Annotated in this window: 18 protein-coding genes; 7 read left to right on the forward strand and 11 right to left on the reverse strand. The window is 33.4% G+C overall.

Annotated features, from left to right (window positions below; genetic code table 11):
* Window positions 1-54: 54 nt before the first annotated feature.
* Window positions 55-552, forward strand: coding sequence for a dihydrofolate reductase (locus B4H69_RS02765; RefSeq protein WP_291092645.1), 498 nt, complete (start codon window positions 55-57; stop codon window positions 550-552).
* 67 nt (window positions 553-619) lie between these two features.
* On the opposite strand, the gene B4H69_RS02770 is transcribed toward B4H69_RS02765, so the two are convergent.
* The 6 genes from B4H69_RS02770 to B4H69_RS02795 all read right to left on the reverse strand — a co-directional run bounded on the left by B4H69_RS02770 (window position 620) and on the right by B4H69_RS02795 (window position 6,315).
* Entirely contained in the window at window positions 620-1,954 is a 1,335-nt protein-coding gene (locus tag B4H69_RS02770) for an MFS transporter (RefSeq protein WP_038332622.1), read from the reverse strand.
* 18 nt (window positions 1,955-1,972) lie between these two features.
* Window positions 1,973-2,605, reverse strand: a complete 633-nt coding sequence (locus B4H69_RS02775; RefSeq protein WP_038332620.1) for a bifunctional nuclease family protein — start codon at window positions 2,603-2,605, stop codon at window positions 1,973-1,975.
* Between the two features lie 108 nt (window positions 2,606-2,713).
* A complete protein-coding gene (locus B4H69_RS02780) occupies window positions 2,714-3,670 on the reverse strand; it encodes an electron transfer flavoprotein subunit alpha/FixB family protein (RefSeq protein WP_038332619.1) in 957 nt (318 codons plus the stop codon).
* Window positions 3,671-3,696: 26 nt separating this feature from the next.
* Complete coding sequence (locus B4H69_RS02785) at window positions 3,697-4,443, reverse strand: electron transfer flavoprotein subunit beta/FixA family protein (RefSeq protein ID WP_038332616.1); 747 nt, start codon at window positions 4,441-4,443, stop codon at window positions 3,697-3,699.
* Between the two features lie 68 nt (window positions 4,444-4,511).
* A complete protein-coding gene (gene tatC / locus B4H69_RS02790) occupies window positions 4,512-5,345 on the reverse strand; it encodes a twin-arginine translocase subunit TatC (RefSeq protein WP_280062104.1) in 834 nt (277 codons plus the stop codon).
* Window positions 5,346-5,349: 4 nt separating this feature from the next.
* Window positions 5,350-6,315, reverse strand: coding sequence for a KpsF/GutQ family sugar-phosphate isomerase (locus B4H69_RS02795; protein WP_180905210.1), 966 nt, complete (start codon window positions 6,313-6,315; stop codon window positions 5,350-5,352).
* Window positions 6,316-6,479: 164 nt separating this feature from the next.
* On the opposite strand from B4H69_RS02795, the gene recQ reads away from it, so the two are divergent.
* The 5 genes from recQ to B4H69_RS02820 all read left to right on the forward strand — a co-directional run bounded on the left by recQ (window position 6,480) and on the right by B4H69_RS02820 (window position 12,326).
* Window positions 6,480-8,681, forward strand: coding sequence for a DNA helicase RecQ (gene recQ / locus B4H69_RS02800; RefSeq protein WP_280045219.1), 2,202 nt, complete (start codon window positions 6,480-6,482; stop codon window positions 8,679-8,681).
* A gap of 66 nt (window positions 8,682-8,747) precedes the next feature.
* Window positions 8,748-10,283, forward strand: a complete 1,536-nt coding sequence (gene gpmI, locus B4H69_RS02805; protein ID WP_280045218.1) for a 2,3-bisphosphoglycerate-independent phosphoglycerate mutase — start codon at window positions 8,748-8,750, stop codon at window positions 10,281-10,283.
* A gap of 28 nt (window positions 10,284-10,311) precedes the next feature.
* Window positions 10,312-10,734, forward strand: a complete 423-nt coding sequence (locus B4H69_RS02810) for a BT0820 family HAD-type phosphatase (RefSeq protein WP_280045217.1) — start codon at window positions 10,312-10,314, stop codon at window positions 10,732-10,734.
* Window positions 10,731-11,540: a type I methionyl aminopeptidase gene (gene map, locus B4H69_RS02815; protein ID WP_038332603.1), complete on the forward strand. Its 810-nt coding sequence runs from the start codon at window positions 10,731-10,733 to the stop codon at window positions 11,538-11,540. The genes B4H69_RS02810 and map overlap by 4 nt, the downstream gene beginning before the upstream one ends.
* A gap of 9 nt (window positions 11,541-11,549) precedes the next feature.
* Entirely contained in the window at window positions 11,550-12,326 is a 777-nt protein-coding gene (locus B4H69_RS02820) for a class I SAM-dependent methyltransferase (RefSeq protein WP_180905213.1), read from the forward strand.
* A 36-nt stretch (window positions 12,327-12,362) separates the two neighbouring features.
* On the opposite strand, the gene B4H69_RS02825 is transcribed toward B4H69_RS02820, so the two are convergent.
* The 5 genes from B4H69_RS02825 to B4H69_RS02845 form a co-directional block, all read right to left on the reverse strand.
* On the reverse strand, window positions 12,363-13,385 hold the full coding sequence (locus B4H69_RS02825) for a hypothetical protein (RefSeq protein WP_180905214.1): 1,023 nt from the start codon (window positions 13,383-13,385) through the stop codon (window positions 12,363-12,365).
* Window positions 13,386-13,388: 3 nt separating this feature from the next.
* Window positions 13,389-14,201, reverse strand: coding sequence for a carboxypeptidase-like regulatory domain-containing protein (locus B4H69_RS02830; protein ID WP_180905215.1), 813 nt, complete (start codon window positions 14,199-14,201; stop codon window positions 13,389-13,391).
* A gap of 4 nt (window positions 14,202-14,205) precedes the next feature.
* Window positions 14,206-15,312 (reverse strand): TlpA family protein disulfide reductase, encoded by a 1,107-nt coding sequence (locus B4H69_RS02835; RefSeq protein WP_180905216.1) that lies wholly within the window; start codon window positions 15,310-15,312, stop codon window positions 14,206-14,208.
* A gap of 138 nt (window positions 15,313-15,450) precedes the next feature.
* On the reverse strand, window positions 15,451-18,288 hold the full coding sequence (gene polA / locus B4H69_RS02840; protein WP_180905217.1) for a DNA polymerase I: 2,838 nt from the start codon (window positions 18,286-18,288) through the stop codon (window positions 15,451-15,453).
* A gap of 75 nt (window positions 18,289-18,363) precedes the next feature.
* Window positions 18,364-18,696 carry a 2Fe-2S iron-sulfur cluster-binding protein gene (locus B4H69_RS02845; RefSeq protein ID WP_180905218.1) on the reverse strand — a complete coding sequence of 111 codons (333 nt, stop codon included), beginning with the start codon at window positions 18,694-18,696 and terminating at the stop codon, window positions 18,364-18,366.
* Between the two features lie 142 nt (window positions 18,697-18,838).
* Here B4H69_RS02845 and B4H69_RS02850 point away from each other — a divergent pair, with 142 nt between their 5' ends.
* Window positions 18,839-19,630 (forward strand): TIGR00266 family protein, encoded by a 792-nt coding sequence (locus tag B4H69_RS02850; protein ID WP_180905219.1) that lies wholly within the window; start codon window positions 18,839-18,841, stop codon window positions 19,628-19,630.
* The last annotated feature ends 104 nt before the right edge of the window (window positions 19,631-19,734 follow it).

Genomic DNA, 19,734 nt, shown 5'->3' on the forward strand with positions numbered 1-19,734 from the left:
TTATATTTGTTAAGCTATCCTTGCAAGAGGATAGCTTTTTTTACCTTATAACTTATGATAAACATTGTAGTAGCAAAAGCAAGCAACAACGTAATTGGTGCAAAAAATGATTTGATTTGGCATTTACCAAATGATCTGAAACATTTCAAAAGTATAACTTCTGGGCATCCTATTATTATGGGACGAAAAACGTTCGAATCATTGGGTAGACCTTTACCAAATCGTACCAATATTGTTGTGACAAGAGATCAGAATTGGAATACAGAAGGTATCGAAATTGCGTCTTCTTTACCAAAAGCAATAGAAGTTGCGAAAAAAATTGACGATGATATTTACATTATCGGTGGTGGAAATATTTACAAACAAGCGATGGAATTTACTGATATTTTGTACATCACAGAAGTTCATCACGAATTTGATGGAGACACTTATTTCCCAGAAATAGACTTGGACGAATGGGAAGAAGTAGAACGAGAAGATTTCAAAAAAGATGAAAAACATCCATATGCTTACTCGTTTGTGACGTATAAAAGAGCAGATAAAGAAAATTAGAAAACTTACGAGCATAAAAAAAGCAAGAACCAAAATTCTTGCTTTTATATTTTATTAATTTAACAACTTAGTGCTTAACACCTTGTACTTCGTCTGGATTGTGTTTGTATTTGAATACAATTGCGAACAATACCGTAACGACTAATGCGTAACCTGCAAAGATGAACCAAGAATGTCTCCATCCTTCTAATTGTAATGTCAAATCAGTTTGACTATACACTAAATGATTCACGATATATTGCGCAATTAACATTCCGATAGTTGCTCCAAAACCGTTTGTCATCATCATGAAAACTCCTTGTGCAGAAGAGCGAATTTCTTCGTTTGTTTCTTTGTCTACATATAATGAACCTGATACGTTGAAGAAATCGAAAGCGATTCCGTAAACAATCATTGATAAGATAAACATCCAAACGCCAGATCCTGGATCTCCTAATCCAAATAATCCGAAACGTAAGACCCAACCTACCATTGCCATCAACATTACTATTTTGATTCCGAATCGTTTTAACACGAAAGGAATTAATAAAATACACAATGTTTCTGAAACTTGAGATAACGAAATTAAGGCATTTGCATTACTTGCTCCCCACGTATTGGCATATTCTGGAATATCTTTAAACGTTGTGATAAATGGATTTGCATAACCATTTGTAATTTGCAACGAGACACCCAAAAGCATCGAAAAGATAAAGAAAACTGCCATTTTTCTATCCTTGAATAATGCAAAAGCTTTTAAACCAAATGCATCAGAAATAGATTGCTTTTCAGAACTTTTGTTAACTGGACAATTAGGTAATAAGAAGCTGTATAAAAATAATACAACACCTAAAACTCCTGATACAAAGAACTGATAGTAATTGGATTGAAAACTTACGAATGTTGGATCACTTGAAAAGTTAAATCCAAAAACACCATCTTTAAAGCCAGAAAAATTAACAAATAACATGGCTACAATAAAACCTACTGTTCCAAACGTTCTGATTGGAGGAAAGGATTTGATTGTGTCTAAATTATTTTGTTTTAAAATTGTGTAGGCTGTTGAGTTAGAAAGGGCGATTGTTGGCATAAAGAACGCCACACTAACCGAATAAAGTGCGAAGATTGTTGTGAAATCTACATTGTCTCCAGCTGTCATTCCGTAATAACCTGCTGCAAACATAAAAATCGCAGCTAATAAATGATTCAATCCCAACAAACGTTGTACAGGAATCCATCTATCCGCTACAATACCCATTATTGCGGGCATAAAAATCGACACAATACCTTGCATCGCGTAAAAAAGACCAATTTTTGGACCTAAGCCAACTGATCCTAAGTAATTTCCCATAGAGGTTAGGTATGCTCCCCATACCGCAAACTCAAGGAAACTCATGATTGTAAGTCTAAGCTTTACAGACATAATTATTTGAAATAGTTATTAGTTTCCCATGTTATCGATTTGATCACGAAGGCGAGCTGCCAATTCGTAATCTTCATTCTTCACAGCTTTTTCCATCTCAGTTTCAAGTTCAGATTTTGTCCAACCTTCATATTCGTTGATATCAGACAAATCATTTTCCAAACCAGCCAAGATATCCAAATCATCTTCAAAGTTATTTGCTGCGCGACGTATATTTTCTTCTTCTTCAATAACGTCCAAATGAATTCCAGCTTTTTCTACAACATTATCATAGGCATAGATAGGTGCATTGAAACGAACAGCCAACGCAATTGCATCAGAAGTTCTCGAATCAATTTCGGCACGTTGTCCATCATCATTCACAAAAACAATATTCGAATAGAAAACGCCATCCTCTAATTTATAAATATAAATAGAATCTACATTCAATTGAAATTCTTTTCCTAATGAAATAAACAAATCGTGTGTTAATGGACGAGGTGGATTAATATCTTTCTCTAAAGCTAATGCGATTGATTGCGCTTCGAAGCTCCCAATAATAATAGGTAACTTTCTTCCTCCTACATTTTCCTCAAGAATCAACGCATATGCGCCAGTCTGAGTTTGACTGTAAGAAATTCCTTTAATATTTAATCTAATTAAATTGTCCATTTGGGTGTAAATCTATGAAAAACTGATGAATATTTAATCTTTTTTTAATGAATAAAAAAAATCCGAACCACCTAAATGATTCGGATTGAATTTATAATCTTAAAATGATTAAGCTTGACCTTTATATTTTTTTAACTCTTCAGTTAATTTAGGAACAATCTCAAAGGCATCTCCTACGATTCCGTAATCTGCTGCTTTGAAAAAAGGCGCTTCTGGATCATTGTTGATGACAACAATTGTTTTAGATCCGTTAACTCCAGCTAAGTGCTGAATAGCTCCTGAAATACCAACTGCGATATATAAATTTGGCGCAATTGCTTTTCCTGTTTGTCCTACGTGCTCAGCATGAGGTCTCCAACCGATATCAGCAACTGGTTTAGATGACGCTGTAGCAGCTCCTAAAACTTTTGCTAAATCTTCGATCATTCCCCAGTTTTCAGGACCTTTCATTCCACGACCTGCAGAAACAACAATATCCGCTTCTTTCAAATCGATTTTATCAGAAGAAGCCATTTCTGTTGAAACAACTTTTACTTTAGCATCTGCATCAGAAACTGATACTGAAGCTGATTCTTCTGAACCTGAAACTGCATTTTCTTTTGCTCCGAATGCGTTTTGTAAAACTGTAACTACAACCTTTCCTGAAACTGCAACAGTTTCAATTCCTTTTCCAGAGAATGCTTTACGCGCAACTGTGAATGGAGAAACTGCTGTTGGAGCTTTTTCTACATTTGTTACTAAAGATGCTCCTGTTTTGTATGCTAAAACTGGTGCTACAGTCGCTCCTTCGTTTGTTGATGGTAAAACCACAACATCTCCTTGAGCAACTTCAGCCAAAGCTTTTGCGTAAGAGTTCGCATCAAATTTTGCTAAAGCTGCATTCTCAACTTTAACTACTTTAGATGCTCCATATTTATATAATTCGTCAGCAGCAGCATTTCCAAAAACGATTGCTGTAACAGTATCTCCAGCAACATCAGCTGTAGCTTTTGCGTAAGAAACTGCCTCTAATCCTGCTTTTTTATATTTTCCGTCGTGTGACTCTGCGTATACAAAAATTGCCATTTTTTAATTTCTTTTTAGGTGAATAATTAGATTACTTTAGCTTCTTCGTGTAATAATCTTACCAATTCTGCTACATTGTCTTTGTCGATTAATGTTACATTACCTCTTTCAGCAGGTTTTACATAACCAACAACTTCAACTTTAGTTTCTGTTGCTTCTGGTGCAACAACTGTGATTTGTTTTGTACGCGCTTGCATAATTCCACGCATGTTAGGAATTCTTAATGCAGCTTCGTCAACCAATCCTTTTTGTCCTGCGATAACAGCTGGTAAAGCAACTTCTACAGTTTCTTTTCCTCCGTCAATTTCGCGAACAGCTTTTGCAGAAGAACCTTCTACATCAAGACCGATACATCCGTTTACAAAACCATAATCTAACATTGCTGCAACTAATCCTGGTACAGAACCACCATTATAATCAATTGATTCTTTTCCTGTCAATACTAAATCGAAACCACCATCTTTAGCAGCTTTTGCGATTTGTGTAGCAACAAAGAAATCATCGCGAGCATCAGCATCAATACGAATTCCATCATTCGCACCAATTGCTAAAGCTTTACGCATAACTGGATCTACAGTTGCATCTCCAACAGTTAAAATTGTAACAGTAGCGCCTTGTTTTTCTTGTAACTCTACTGCTTTGTTTAAACTAAATTCATCGTGCGGGTTAATAACGAACTGAACGCCATTTTTGTCAAATGATTTTCCGTCAGCTGTGAAGTTGATTTTTGCTGTAGTATCTGGTACACTACTAATACAAACTAATATCTTCATAATTTTGTGTTTACTTTTTCTTTTATGTAAAAATAACTAATTTATTTTATTATGCAAGCATAACATTGTTAATTCTTTACTAAGTCGTTACTTTTCGCTTTCAATTGTTTTTTATAAACTGAATTTGAAACCAATACACTTAGTTCGTACAATAACCAAAGAGGAATTGTAACTAAAACCATACTGTATACATCGTTTGGAGTAATCGCTGCTGCAATCACTAATACAACGATAAATGCGTGTTTACGGTATTCTTTCAAGAATTTTGGTGTTAAGATTCCAATACTCGTTAAGAAGTAAACGAAAACTGGCATCAAAAACATAACTCCCATCGATAATAATAATTGAACAAATAAATCGATATAACTTGGCAATGTCCATGTATTTCCTACACCAAAAGGATCGTAAGTAAATAAGAATTGCGTACATAATGGTAGCAGCATATAGTAGCTAAATAGTACTCCTGTCACAAAGAAAAACGAAACAGCAAAGATGGTAAATCCTGCATACTTTCGTTCAGCTTCTTTTAAGGCTGGTTTTACAAATCGCCAAATTTCAAAAATAATATAAGGAATTGCGATAATTACGCCACACACAATTACTGCAAAAAACTGTGAAGTAATCTGTCCTGATGGATTAAGATTGGTCAATTCTTTCGAAATGTCAAATGATTCAGTATAAATTTTTCCGAAACCTGTTAATTCACCAAATTGATTAAAAATATCAAACGTAGGAAAAGTTGATTTTAGTGGAGCCATAATTACATGTTCCACCAATTCGTCCCAATAAATAGCGACTGCAATAGATGTAATCACAATTGATAAAATAGAACGAACCAAATGTCCTCTCAACTCACCAATATGAGCCAAAAATGACATACTCGATTTTGTATTATCTGCCATACGCTTATTCGATTCCTTCGTTTAAAATTGAGTGAATATCCAAAATTCCATAATAATGATTTTCTTCATCAACCACCACCAATTGTCCAATACTGTTGTGACGAAGAATCGCTAAAGCTTCTCTTGCTTTTTCAGTTTTTTGAATTGTTTTCGGATTCATTGAAGCAATATTTTTCGCTGTTAAATGCGCAAAAGTTTCATTATTTAATAACATTCGGCGCAAATCTCCGTCTGTTATCACACCAACAATTTTATCATGATCAATCACAACTGTAATTCCATGACGACCTGATGTTAATGAATTAATCACTTCTGTAATCGAAGAATCTGGATGTACAAAAGGTTTTCTTTCTGGATCGACAATATTTTCAACTGTCCACAATAATCGTTTCCCTAATGCTCCACCTGGATGATATTTTGCAAAATCGTTTTGTGTAAATGCTCTCAATTTCATCAAAGCAACTGCCAAAGCATCACCCATTACTAATTGAGCTGTTGTAGAAGTTGTTGGTGCCAAATTTACTGGACAAGCTTCTTTATCAATATTAACATCCAAAACAATGTCTGAATTTTTTGCTAATTCTGATTTCAAATTTGATGTCAATCCAATCAAAACCGAAGCATATTGTTTAAGAATCGGAGCCAAGTAAGTAATCTCTGGCGTATTTCCACTTTTCGAGATGCAAATCACTACATCTTCTGGTCTTACAAGACCCAAATCGCCATGAATGGCTTCCGTCGCATGCAAAAATTGACTTGGAGTTCCGGTAGAATTTAACGTTGCTACAATTTTATTTGCAATATGTGCACTCTTTCCTACTCCAACAACTACCAACTTTCCTTTCGTGTTATATATCGCATTTACCGCATCAACAAAAGACTCGCTAATACGAGAAGCTATTGCTTCCAGCGCTTGAATTTCTTCTCGAAAAACACCTTGCGCTATTTGTATTAATTCTGAATTTCCCACAATAAAATTTCTATTGTCTATTTTTAAAATTTTTCGTACTTTTACTCTCCTTTTTTATTTACACTCAATTATATATAAATCATATAAAATTTATGTGTATATTTAAGAGTTATCAAATATAGGAACTATTTAATTTATAATATTAATTTTAGTCTTTTGTGTAGATGGAAGCCACTTCGAAAAACTTAACATCTTACCTAAAAAAATATTTTGGTTTCGACCAATTTAAAGGACAGCAGCACGAAATCATTACAAGCTTACTAAATAAAGAAGATGTATTTGTTTTGATGCCAACTGGAGGAGGTAAGTCTTTATGTTATCAATTACCGGCATTAATGTCAGATGGAGTTGCGATTATTGTATCCCCTTTAATCGCGCTGATGAAGAATCAAGTAGACGCTATACGTGGAATTTCTGAAAATGATGGAATTGCCCACGTATTAAACTCATCTTTAAATAAGTCAGAAACAAAAACAGTTATGACAGATATTAAAGATGGAGTAACTAAAATGTTGTACGTTGCGCCCGAATCTTTGACAAAAGAAGAATACATCGATTTCTTTAAATCGGTGAAAATTTCTTTTTTTGCGATTGATGAAGCGCACTGTATTTCTGAATGGGGACACGATTTTCGACCAGAATATCGTAATCTAAAAGCGATTATCAACAAAATTGGTGATGCGCCAATTATTGCTTTAACAGCAACAGCAACACCAAAAGTACAAGAAGATATTCAGAAAACTTTGGGAATGCAAAGCGCCAAAGTTTTTAAAGATTCTTTTAATCGTACGAATTTATTTTACGAAATCCGTCCAAAGGTTGATCAAGACAAACAAATCATCAAATTTATCAAACAAAACGATGGTAAATCTGGTGTGATTTATTGCTTGAGTCGAAAAAAAGTTGAAGAAATTACCCAACTTTTACAAGTAAACGGAATCAACGCTATTCCTTACCATGCAGGTTTAGACGCCAAAACACGTAGTAAACATCAAGATATGTTTTTGATGGAAGATGCAAGTGTCGTGGTCGCTACAATTGCTTTCGGAATGGGAATTGACAAGCCTGATGTACGTTTTGTGATGCATTACGATATGCCAAAATCGTTAGAAAGTTATTACCAAGAAACTGGTCGTGCAGGTCGCGACGGCGGTGAAGGTATTTGTATTGCTTTCTATGATTATAAAGATATCGAAAAGTTAGAAAAATTCTTAGCAAGTAAACCTGTTGCAGAACGCGAAGTTGGAATGCAATTACTTTCTGAGGTTGTGGCGTATGCCGAAACTTCGATGTCGCGTCGTAAATTTTTGTTACATTATTTTGGAGAAGAATTTGACGACAAAAACGGTGAAGGTGCAAATATGGACGACAATATGCGCAATCCTAAAAAAATGATTGAAGCAAAAGATGATGCCGTAATTGCCTTAAATGTTGTTCAGAAAACAAATCAAAAATTAAAATTAAATGATGTTGTAAATGTTATCGTTGGTAAAGAAACTTCGATTACAAAATCATATAATTTGAGCTCTGAAGATTTCTTCGGAATTGGAAAAGCAAAAGAAGATTATTATTGGAAATCTATTTTACGTCAATTAATTGTTCGTAATTTATTAGAGAAAGAAATCGAATCGTATGGTGTTTTAAAAATTACCAAAGCAGGAAAAGATTTCATTAGTAAACCAACTTCTTTTGAAATTGCCGAAGATATTGATTTCAAAAAATTATTATCAGAAGGTAGTTTTGATAAAGAAGAAACGTCTTCTGCTCCTATTGCTTTTGATGATGTTTTGTTGAAACAATTGAAAGATTTACGTAAAAAAATCTCTAAAAAACATCAAATTCCACCTTTTGCAGTTTTCCAAGATTCGAGTTTAGATGATATGACAATGCAATATCCAACAACCGTTAAGGAGTTAACAAATGTGTTTGGAGTTGGAGAAGGAAAAGCTCAAAAATTTGGGAAAGAATTTGTAGATTTTATTGCGCAATATGTAAAAGACAACGACATTATTCGCCCAGAAGATATGGTGATTAAACAAGTTGCGGATAAATCGAGTCACAAAGTTTATATCATTCAATCGACAGACAGAAAGTTAAATCTTGAAGATGTTGCGGAAGCAAAAAATATGACGATGAGCGATTTGCTTTCAGAAATGGAAAGTATCGTTTATCAAGGAACAAAATTGAATATCAATTATTACATTGACGAAGTTTTGGACGAAGACCAACAAGAGGAAATTTATGAATTCTTAATGGACGCAGATTCTGACTCAATGTCATCATTGTTAGATGAATTTGGTGACGATTATGATGAAGAAGAATTACGTTTGATGCGTATCAAATTCATCAGTGAAGTCGCAAATTAAACCATACAAAAAATAAACTTTCAGCCCAAGGAATGCTTATCTTTGGGCTTAATTATTACAAGAAAAATGAACAATAAAGCAATATTAATGATTTTGGACGGATGGGGAATTGGACCAAACCCTGCTGTTTCTGCAATCGCGCAAGCAAATACACCTTTTATAGATAGCTGTTTCGAAAAATTTCCACATTCTACGTTGGATACGTTTGGTTTAGCCGTTGGTTTACCAGAAGGACAAATGGGGAATTCGGAAGTTGGACATATGAATTTAGGTGCTGGACGCGTGGTTTTCCAAAACTTAGTTCGAATCAATATGGCAGTTGAAAACGGAACATTACAAAACGAACCAATCTTAAAAGATGCTTTTCAATATGCTTTAGAGAATAACAAAAAAGTACATTTCATCGGTTTAGTTTCTGATGGTGGTGTACACTCGCATATCAATCATTTGAAAGGTTTGTTGGATGCAGCAAATCAATCAGGTTTGCAACAAAATGTTTTTGTACATGCTTTCACAGATGGTCGTGATACCGATCCAAAATCTGGTGAAGGATTTATCACAGAATTGATGAATCACATGACAAAATCAACAGGAGAAATTGCTTCGATAACTGGTCGTTATTATGCAATGGATCGTGATAAACGTTGGGAACGTGTGAAATTAGCATACGATGCAATGGTAAATGCAGTTGGTGAAACAACAACAAATCCATTAGAAGCAATTCGTGCATCTTATAATGAAGGCGTGACAGATGAATTCATCAAACCGATTATTGTAACGGATGAAAATGGTCAGCCAAAAGCTAAAATCGAGAATGATGATGTCGTGATTTGTTTCAATTTCAGAACTGATCGTGGACGTGAAATTACAGAAGTTTTAACACAACATGATTTCCCAGAATTTGGAATGCATAAATTAAATCTAAAATATATCACATTAACAGAATATGATGCTACATATACTGGAGTTGCGGTAATTTTTGATGAGAAAAACATTGTGAATACATTAGGAGAAGTTATTGCAAATGCTGGTCGCAAGCAAATTCGTATTGCTGAAACTGAAAAATATCCGCACGTAACATTTTTCTTCAATGGTGGTCGCGAAGAGCCTTTCGTTGGTGAATCTCGTATTTTATGTGCTTCGCCAAGAGATGTTGCGACTTACGATTTGAAACCAGAAATGGCAGCTTACGATATTACAAATGCTATTGTTCCTGAAATTGAAAAAGAATCAGCTGATTTTATTTGTTTAAATTTCGCAAACACGGATATGGTTGGTCATACAGGTGTAATGTCTGCGGCGATAAAAGCTGCTGAAGTGGTAGATTCTTGTGCAGAAAAAATTGTAAATGCGGCTTTAGAACATGGCTACAATGTGGTGATTTTGGCCGATCACGGAAATTCAGATTTTATGATGAATGAAGACGGATCTCCTAATACGCAACACACAACGAACCCTGTTCCATTTATTTTGGCTCAGAAAGATATCGAATGGAATGTTGAGCATGGTAAACTTGGAGATATTGCGCCAACTATCTTAACTTTGATGGGAATTGAAATTCCAACCGAAATGACTGGAAATATTATTGTTCAGAAAAAATAACCTAAATAACTTTAAAATACTTACAAACATGATTAATAAAATTATTGCTGTTGACTTTGATGGAACTGTAGTAGATGATAAATATCCAGAAATTGGAAAAGCTAAAATCTTCGCTTTCGAAACATTGAAACAATTACAAAATGATGGATATCGCCTTACTTTATGGACTTATCGTAGTGGTAAATATTTAGACGAAGCAGTTGAGTTTTGTAAACAAAACGGTATTGAGTTTTATGCCATCAACAATAGTTTTGACGGAGAAGATTTTGACAAAAATACACAAAGTCGAAAAATAAATGCCGATATCTTTATCGACGACAGAAATTTAGGAGGTTTCCCAGGTTGGAGTGACGTTTATCAAATCATTACAAAAAAGATTGAATTAAGTGTTCACGCAAACGGACAAAAAGCTCCTGAGAAGAAAAAGAAAAGAGGATTTTTCGGATTATGATACATTTAAAAAGTAAAGAAGAATTAGAACTAATGTACCTAAGTGCTCAATTGGTTTCAAAAACCTTGGGTATGTTAGCCAAAGAAGTAGTGCCTGGTGTTACAACCAATCATTTAGATAAATTAGGAGGCGAATTTATTCGCGACAATGGTGGATATCCTGCGTTTTTAGGAATGTACGATTTCCCTAAAAACCTTTGTATCTCTCCAAATCAACAAGTTGTTCATGGAATTCCAAACGACGAACCGCTTAACGAAGGAGATATTGTTTCGGTAGATTGTGGTGTTTATATGAATGATTTTTATGGTGATCATGCTTATACATTTGCAGTTGGTGAAGTAGATGCTGAAACCGAAAAATTATTACGCATTACGAAAGAATCGATGTTCAAAGGAATTGAACAAATGAAAAAAGGTAATCGTGTAGGTGATATCGGTTTTGCAATTCAACAATATTGTGAAAAAGAAGGTTACGGAATCGTTCGTGAATTAGTTGGACACGGATTAGGTCGTAAAATGCACGAAGAACCACAAGTTCCGAATTATGGACGTCGTGGATCTGGTAAAAAAATTGAAGAAGGAATGGTGTTAGCTATCGAACCAATGGTAAATATGGGAACTGAAAAAGTTTTCTTTCATCCAGATGGTTGGACAGTTACAACGCGCGATGATAAATATTCGGCTCACTTCGAACATGATGTTTGTGTGGTAGATGGCGAACCAAAATTATTGTCAACTTATCAGTTTATTTACGATGCGTTAGGTATCGAATCTGATGAAGAAAAACCATTTTTATTCAAACCCTAAAAAACTTTTGTGAAAAAGCTTTTAAAAAAAATCATGAATATTCTACCTCGTCCATTGTTGATTCAAGGTAGTTATATCGTTCGTCCAGTTTTAGTTTGGTTTATGAAAGGTAATCGTTTTGTAGATCCAATTGATGGACAAGGTTATTACAGTTTGTTGCCTTATGGTTACGAAAAACAGCGTGATAATGTACTTTCACCTGGAACTTTTTCGTTAGAAAGACATCGTTTGATGTGGTTGTACCTAAAAAATGAAACGTCTTTTTTTACCGAAAAAGCAAAAGTTTTGCATATTGCGCCAGAACAATCTTTTATCAAGCGTTTTCGTGCGATGAAGAACTTAGAATACATCACAAGTGATATCGAATCGCCTTTGGCAGATGTAAAAGCAGATATTTGCGATTTACCTTTTGGTGATGATACATTTGACATTGTTTTTTGTAATCACGTTTTGGAACATATTCCTGACGATCACAAAGCGATGAGCGAATTATTTCGTGTCATGAAACCTGGAGGTTGGGGAATTTTGCAAGTTCCGATTTCATATCAACGAGATGTGACGTACGAAGATCCAACGGTTACAACAAAAGAAGAACGTAAAGAAAAATTTGGACAATATGATCACGTTCGTGTTTATGGTTTAGATTATTACAAACGTTTGGAAGACGTAGGTTTTATCGTCGAAAAAGTAGATTACACAAAACAAATTCCTTCGGAAGATGTTCAAAAATATTGTTTAGAAAAAGGTGAAATTTTACCTGTGGTTCGTAAACCAAAAGCTGAATAAAATATAAAATCCAAGAAATAATTTTCTTGGATTTTTTTATTTAAAACTTCTACGAATATCCATTTTCTCATTCACCGATTTATTAAATTCAGCGAAAGGTTGCGTACTGAAATCTTTAACTTCAAGGTTCATTTTTACATTAACATTATGATTACTTCCATCACCTCCTTTGTAATCTGTACTCCAATTGCGCATTAATTCTTTCAAAATATATTTCCCTTGATAAGGTCTATATCTGTAATAGGTATTAACAAAATTCACAGTTTGTTGACTCTTTTTTATTTCAATTCCTTCTGCATCTACTTTATATTCTACAATAGCAAAAGAATCCTTTGCCACCAAAAACCGATGAAACGAATTATTATCCAAATAAAATTCATACATCAACTCATCTCCATATTTTGTTAAGTTGACTTTTGAAGGTTTATATTTTTTATAATATTTCAGATAATCATTTACGAATTCTTTCAAAGAAACCATACCTAAAATGGGTAATAAATTTATTTTATATCCATAATTTGGCTCATTAATTATTCGTTCTTTAACCTGATTATTAGATTTTATACTCAAATTATCTTTCTTAAAACGAAGCTGCAAATCTAAATCAATGAAATCTCTTTTCGTAGAATCTACAATTTCATCAATTATAAAATTTACTTTATAAAAATGTTGTTCTGTATTGAAGTTTTTATCATAATTATCAATCACTTTCTGCAAAATATCTTCTGCTTTTAGGTTTGTGACAAAAGCTTCTTTTAGCTCAACTTCAGATACTTTTTCGAGTTTGATACTGAGTTCAGATTTTAGTTCTGAAACTTTAATTATTGCATCTTGATAATCTTTTTTCGAAACAATTAATTCATCTGTTTGCAAAACATTACTCAAATCAATAATCGCTTTTCCTTGCTGATCCGAAACAAAATTCTTCGTCGAATTCTTGAAATAAATATCCGCATCATCTAACGGTAAATTATCCGACAAATCTGCGATTGTTATATTTACAATTTGTGCGTTCACCGAAACTGCAAATAATACAAAAAGGTAAAATAGTTTAGTCATATGTTATTTAATTTTTAATAGTAATTCTACATTGATATAAGGAGATATTTTTAAAGGCATTTTATCCCATTCTTTATAATTTCGTCGTAAATATCCGTTTCTTCCAAGAAATCCTGCGCTCAACCAAACTGCTTCTTCCAATTCATTGTAAATTTCGACTGCAACATAAAAAGTTCCATTCACCATAATATTCTTATCTTTTAAATGTATTGTGTATACATTATTAGTTAAATCTTCTTCATTAATCTCGAACATCAAGTCTTGTTTCGAAATAATATTATTTGGATGCCCATCTTTTTCATCATAAATAGTTAACCTAAAAGCAGTGCGTTCGTACTTTGGTAATTTCGTAAATTCAATATTTACTTTATCTATCTTAGCAATATTTCGTGCGTTAAGCCTTACAGCAACTTCTCTAATCCGATTTTCATCTGTTACAGGAAGAAAATCTACATGAATAGTAGCGCCAGAATTTCCTGTATTTACTTTTTTTGTGAATTTAGAAACAATCGCAACTTCATTCAGTTGAATAATTTGAGGAATTAAAAAAATTTTAAAATTGTCACGTTCAATCTCATCAAGATTAATCTTTCTTAATTCAAAACCTTGTGCGTCTACAATAATCTGTTTTGTATGTTCTGTCTTCTGAAAAGAAAAATTTCCTACACTATCTGTAATAGTTAAATAATTATTATCATCAGCAAAAATTGATATATAAGACAATCCTTCATTCGTTTCTTTGGATAATATTTTTCCTTGAATAATTTGCGCATTTACCGAAATAGCAAAAAGTATAAAAAGATAGAATATTCTCATTAGCTTATTTTTCTAAATTATTATTCAAAAACTTTTCTAATTCACTTGTTGAAATATCTCTAAAAATAATTTTCCCATTTTGGTCAACTAAAAAATTGGTTGGAAAAGATGTTATTTGATTTTTTGAGGTGAATTCTCTGTTTTCGTCTAATAAATTAACCCAAGGCAATTCATACTTTTTAATTGTATTTTTCCAATTCGGAATATATTTTGTCGCTTCAGCTGAAATTGCAACAATCTCAAAACCTTTTGAATTATATTTTTGATAAACTTCTTTCAAATCTGGAAAAGAAACTAAACAAGGCTTGCATGAATGAAACCAAAAATCGATTAATGTATATTTTGTTTTATAATTTATCTGAGCAGATTTTCCTGATTGATCCTTTAAATTTTTAATTTCAGGAAAAGTTCTCCCTTGCCCAAATATTTTATTTTCTTCAATATTACTGATCAATTTCTTAAATGGAAAAGATTGTTTTACAGAAGCATCAAACTGATTTAAGATATTTTCGTAAGGATATTCTTTATAACGTTCATACTTTTCAACAATTTTCCAAAAAGCAATAACAGAACCCGGATTAGACTTCACATATTTATCCAATAACTCAATTTCATGCATCCAAACTTTATTGTACCATTTATTTATCGAATCGTTTACCTCTTTGGGAAATTCAAATTTATATTTCAAAAACATTTGACCATAATATTCATTAAAAGCATCTTCTTCTATTTTATAATCTTTGAAAAATTCATTGTACTTCACTTTCTCTGGTAAATCATTCAGTATTTCACTTCTAAAATCATTTAAATTCAGATTCAAATTTTTATTTTTTAAAAAGAATGTTCGAGAAAGTTGAAACACATTTTCTTCCTCTTGATAGCTTAAAGTATAGGGATAATAAAAAGTCGTTTTATCTATATGAAAAGTATTTTTATCTGCTGTATTTTCAATAGAATCATATACAGGATTTTCGTAATATGCTCTTATATATTGAGGTAATAATTCTAAAACGGTATTTTCGGGTAACTCTTCTACCTTAACTGTAACATTGATTTTTTGCGCATTCACACAAATTGCAAAAAAGATAAATAAGTAAACTAGTTTTTTCATATAGTTTTAAAATGATTTACGATAAAGATATATTTTAAAACTGTTAAGAATTTGTGAATCATGAAGTTTTAAATATATTTTAACAAAAAAACGCCACTCTTCGAGTGGCGTTTATAAAATATTGTAACAGTTAAAATTTTAGTGCGCTTCTAACCAATTTGCTCCTACTCCGACTTCTGCAATTAACGGAACATCCATTTGCATTGCCGCTTCCATAGTCGATTTGATTAATTCAGAAACTTTTTCTACCTCATCTTTTGGAGCATCAAAAATTAACTCATCATGTACTTGCAAAATCATTTTGGTTTGATAATTTTTCTTCAATTCTTTCTGAATTTGAATCATTGCCATTTTAACGATATCTGCCGCAGTTCCCTGTATTGGCGCATTCACTGCATTTCGCTCTGCATGCGAACGAACAACTGCATTTCTCGAATTGATATCTTTCAAATAACGACGACGCCCCATCAACGTTTCTACAAAACCTTGATCACGAGCAATCTCAACTTGTTTTTCGATATATGCTTTCAACGTTGGATACGTTTCGTAATAGGCATCAATCAATGCTTTGGCTTCTTTACGCGAAATATTCGCCTGATCTGCCAGACCGAAAGCCGAAACACCATAAATAATTCCGAAATTCACCGTTTTTGCCTGACTTCTTTGTTCACGCGTCACCTCATCCAACGCCACATTAAAAACTTTTGCGGCAGTAGAAGCGTGAATATCTTCTCCATGTTTGAAAGCCTCTACCATTGCAGGATCTTGTGACATTTGCGCAATCAAACGCAATTCAATTTGCGAATAATCGGCAGAAATAATCACATGATTTTCATCTCGCGCAACAAAGGCTTTACGAATCTGCTGTCCAGCTTCCGAACGAATCGGAATGTTTTGTAAATTCGGATTTACAGAAGACAAACGTCCCGTTGCAGCAACCGTTTGCGCATAAGTTGTATGCACACGACCAGTTTTTGAATTCACCAATTCTGGCAATGCATCAATATAAGTCGATTTTAATTTTTGTAATTGGCGATACTCTAAAATATCATTGATAATTGGATGTTTATCTTTCAGTTTTGATAAAATTTCTTCTCCTGTTGCGTATTGTCCAGTTTTGGTTTTCTTCGCTTTTGGATCTAATTGTAATTTATCAAATAAGATTTCTCCCAATTGTTTTGGCGAATTAAGATTGAATTCTTCTCCAGCATCTACCTGAATTTTTGCTTCTAATTCTCTTAATTTAGCTTCGTGTTTTACCGAAAGTTCTTTCAAGAACGGAACATCCAAATTAACACCTTCCAATTCCATATCAGCTAAAACCTGCATCAATGGCATTTCAAGATCAGTAAATAATTTGTGTGTATTTGCTTTGATTAATTCAGGCTCAAAAAGATTTTTCAACTGATTTGTAATATCAGAATCTTCCACGCCATATTCGGTTTGCTCCATTAACGGAACATCGCGGAAATTCTTTTGATTTTTTCCTTTTTTACCAATCAAACTTTCAATTGAAACGGGTTGATAACTCAAATATGTTTCCGACAATACATCCATATTGTGACGCATATCTGGATTAATCAAATAATGAGCAATCATCGTATCAAAATTTTGACCTAAAACAACAATGTCATATTTGTTTAAAACTTTGATATCATATTTTAAATTCTGACCAATTTTAGAAATTGATTCATCTTCAAAAAATGGTTTAAACTCGTTGATAATTGCTTTTGTTTCTTCGAAATCAGTTGAAAAAGGCACATAATATCCTTTTCCTTTTTCCCAAGAAAATGAAATTCCAACCAATTCAGCTTCTAAAGCGTCCAAAGAAGTTGTTTCAGTATCGAACGTCACTTCTTTTTGTTTTAGAATATTTCGTAATAAAATTTCACGACCTTTTTTTGTATCGATTAATTGATATAAATGATTCGTTATTGAAATATCTGTAAACGCAGAATTTTGAGGAATAATCTCTTCATCTGACGTAAAATCAAACAAAGATTGTTGAGCTGTTTGCACTTGATTCGAAGAAATCTGACTTGCCGCAGAAATTTCTTCTTGCGCTTCTTTGATAATTCCAGAAGCATCCAAACCATAAATTCTGTAAACCGTTTCTAACATTCTACGGAACTCTAACTCCGTGAAAAGTTCAGTTACTTTTTCAATATCTGGTGGACAAACCGTTAAATCTTCTTCATCAAATTCAACTGGAGCATCTGTAATAATCGTTGCTAATTTTTTTGATAAAATTCCAAGTTCTTTATTTTCTTCAATCTTTTCTTTGGCTTTACCTTTCAGCTTATCTGTATTCGCTAAAAGTCCTTCCATCGAACCAAATTCTTTCAAATATTTACTTGCCGTTTTCGCTCCAACACCTGGTAATCCTGGAATATTATCGACAGCGTCACCCATCATTCCAAGATAATCTATCACTTGAATTGGATCATGGATTTCAAACTTTTCTTTGACTTCTTCGATTCCCCAAATCTCCACACCTTTTCCATTTGCAGCAGGACGATACATCTTGATTTTGTCCGTTACCAATTGCGCAAAATCCTTATCAGGCGTTACCATATAGGTTGTATAACCAGCTTTTTCGGCTTTTTGAGCCAAAGTTCCAATCACATCATCTGCTTCATAACCTTCGGCAAAAAGCACTGGAATTTTTAACGCGCGTAAAATATCTTGAATATAAGGAACACCTTGACGAATCGCTTCTGGTGTTTCATCACGATTTGCTTTATATTCAGGAAAATCTACCGTACGAACTGTTGCTTGACCAACATCAAAAACAACTGCTAAATGCGTTGGTTGTTCACGGCGAATAACATCAAACAAGGAATTTGTAAATCCCATAATTGCCGATGTATTGAACCCTTTTGAATTGATTCGTGGATTTTTGATAAATGCATAATATCCTCTAAAAATTAAGGCATAAGCATCTAACAAAAAAAGTCTTTTATCTAATTGATTCATATAATTTTCGTTATGCGAAAAGCGATGAGCGTAAAGCGAAAATTCTCACAAATCGCTAACCGCAATACGTTTATTTTAATATTCTGGCGCTAATTCAACAACCAATCCATCCATTTCATCCGAAAGATGTAACTGACAACCTAAACGAGAATTATCTTTCACATTAAAAGCCTCTGCTAACATTGCATCTTCATCAGGCGTCATTTCTGGTAATTGAATTTCTGGTGTCAACACATAACATTGACAAGAGGCACACATCGCCATTCCACCACAAATACCAATGGTTCCTTCTGGTGCTAATTCGTATGCACGCACAAGCTCCATGATATTCATATTCATATCAGTAGGTGCGTCAACTTCGTGCGAAACACCTTCTCTATCTATAATTGTAATTTTAATATCTGCCATAATACTTTTTCAAGTTACACAAAAATACGGATTGTTTACTTTCAAAAAAAGAATATGCCTCATTGGTTCATATTTAATACTAATTTTAAATAAGAACTGTTACGAATCACGAATTTTGTCTACTAATTGGTAAAATTAAAAAATGAATGCACACGAAATAGATTATAAAATTTACGGAGAAGAAATGCAATTTGTCGAAATTGAATTAGATCCACAAGAAACTGTTGTAGCAGAAGCAGGAAGTTTTATGATGATGGATGATGGTATAAAAATGGAAACGATTTTTGGCGATGGTTCTCAACAAAGCGGTGGACTTTTCGGAAAATTATTAAATGCTGGAAAACGAATGTTAACAGGTGAAGGTTTGTTTATGACTTCGTACACGAATTACGGACAAGGCAAAAAGAAAGCTTCTTTTGCTGCTCCATATCCAGGAAAAATTGTTCCGATTGATTTACCAGAAGTGAACGGAAAATTTATTTGTCAGAAAGATGCTTTTCTTTGTGCTGCAAAAGGAGTTTCGGTTGGAATTGAATTTAATCGAAAATTAGGCACTGGACTTTTTGGAGGAGAAGGTTTCATTATGCAAAAATTAGAAGGCGACGGAATGGCTTTTATTCATGCTGGTGGAACATTGCATCGTCGAGTTTTACAAGCTGGCGAAGTCTTAAAAGTTGATACAGGTTGCATTGTTGGTTTCGAACAATCTGTTCATTACGACATCGAATTTATAGGCGGAATTAAAAATACATTTTTCGGAGGAGAAGGTGTTTTCTTTGCTACTTTGAGAGGTCCAGGAGTTGTGTATATTCAATCTTTACCTTTTAGCCGATTGGCTGATCGCATTATTGCTCATGCACCTTCTGCAGGCGGTTCTTCACAAGGTGAAGGTTCTATTTTAGGAGGTTTAGGAAGATTAATTGATGGCGATTAAAATTTAATTTTATAAAAAAGAGTTTCAAATTGATACTCTTTTATTTTTATACGGAAAACCGTAATTTATTTCGATTGATTTTTCTTATTTTTAATAAAAATTTC

The organism is Empedobacter sp. UBA6745, assembly GCF_002453775.1.
Taxonomy (GTDB): domain Bacteria; phylum Bacteroidota; class Bacteroidia; order Flavobacteriales; family Weeksellaceae; genus Empedobacter; species Empedobacter falsenii_C.

Excerpts from the sequence above, each read along its gene's own strand:
- B4H69_RS02765 (WP_291092645.1), top strand. The coding sequence starts at position 55 with ATGATAAACATTGTAGTAGCAAAAGCAAGCAACAACGTAATTGGTGCA.
- B4H69_RS02770 (WP_038332622.1), bottom strand. The coding sequence starts at position 1,954 with ATGTCTGTAAAGCTTAGACTTACAATCATGAGTTTCCTTGAGTTTGCG.
- B4H69_RS02775 (WP_038332620.1), bottom strand. The coding sequence starts at position 2,605 with ATGGACAATTTAATTAGATTAAATATTAAAGGAATTTCTTACAGTCAA.
- B4H69_RS02780 (WP_038332619.1), bottom strand. The coding sequence starts at position 3,670 with ATGGCAATTTTTGTATACGCAGAGTCACACGACGGAAAATATAAAAAA.
- B4H69_RS02785 (WP_038332616.1), bottom strand. The coding sequence starts at position 4,443 with ATGAAGATATTAGTTTGTATTAGTAGTGTACCAGATACTACAGCAAAA.
- tatC (WP_280062104.1), bottom strand. The coding sequence starts at position 5,345 with ATGGCAGATAATACAAAATCGAGTATGTCATTTTTGGCTCATATTGGT.
- recQ (WP_280045219.1), top strand. The coding sequence starts at position 6,480 with ATGGAAGCCACTTCGAAAAACTTAACATCTTACCTAAAAAAATATTTT.
- gpmI (WP_280045218.1), top strand. The coding sequence starts at position 8,748 with ATGAACAATAAAGCAATATTAATGATTTTGGACGGATGGGGAATTGGA.
- B4H69_RS02810 (WP_280045217.1), top strand. The coding sequence starts at position 10,312 with ATGATTAATAAAATTATTGCTGTTGACTTTGATGGAACTGTAGTAGAT.
- map (WP_038332603.1), top strand. The coding sequence starts at position 10,731 with ATGATACATTTAAAAAGTAAAGAAGAATTAGAACTAATGTACCTAAGT.
- B4H69_RS02825 (WP_180905214.1), bottom strand. The coding sequence starts at position 13,385 with ATGACTAAACTATTTTACCTTTTTGTATTATTTGCAGTTTCGGTGAAC.
- B4H69_RS02830 (WP_180905215.1), bottom strand. The coding sequence starts at position 14,201 with ATGAGAATATTCTATCTTTTTATACTTTTTGCTATTTCGGTAAATGCG.
- B4H69_RS02835 (WP_180905216.1), bottom strand. The coding sequence starts at position 15,312 with ATGAAAAAACTAGTTTACTTATTTATCTTTTTTGCAATTTGTGTGAAT.
- polA (WP_180905217.1), bottom strand. The coding sequence starts at position 18,288 with ATGAATCAATTAGATAAAAGACTTTTTTTGTTAGATGCTTATGCCTTA.
- B4H69_RS02845 (WP_180905218.1), bottom strand. The coding sequence starts at position 18,696 with ATGGCAGATATTAAAATTACAATTATAGATAGAGAAGGTGTTTCGCAC.
- B4H69_RS02850 (WP_180905219.1), top strand. The coding sequence starts at position 18,839 with ATGAATGCACACGAAATAGATTATAAAATTTACGGAGAAGAAATGCAA.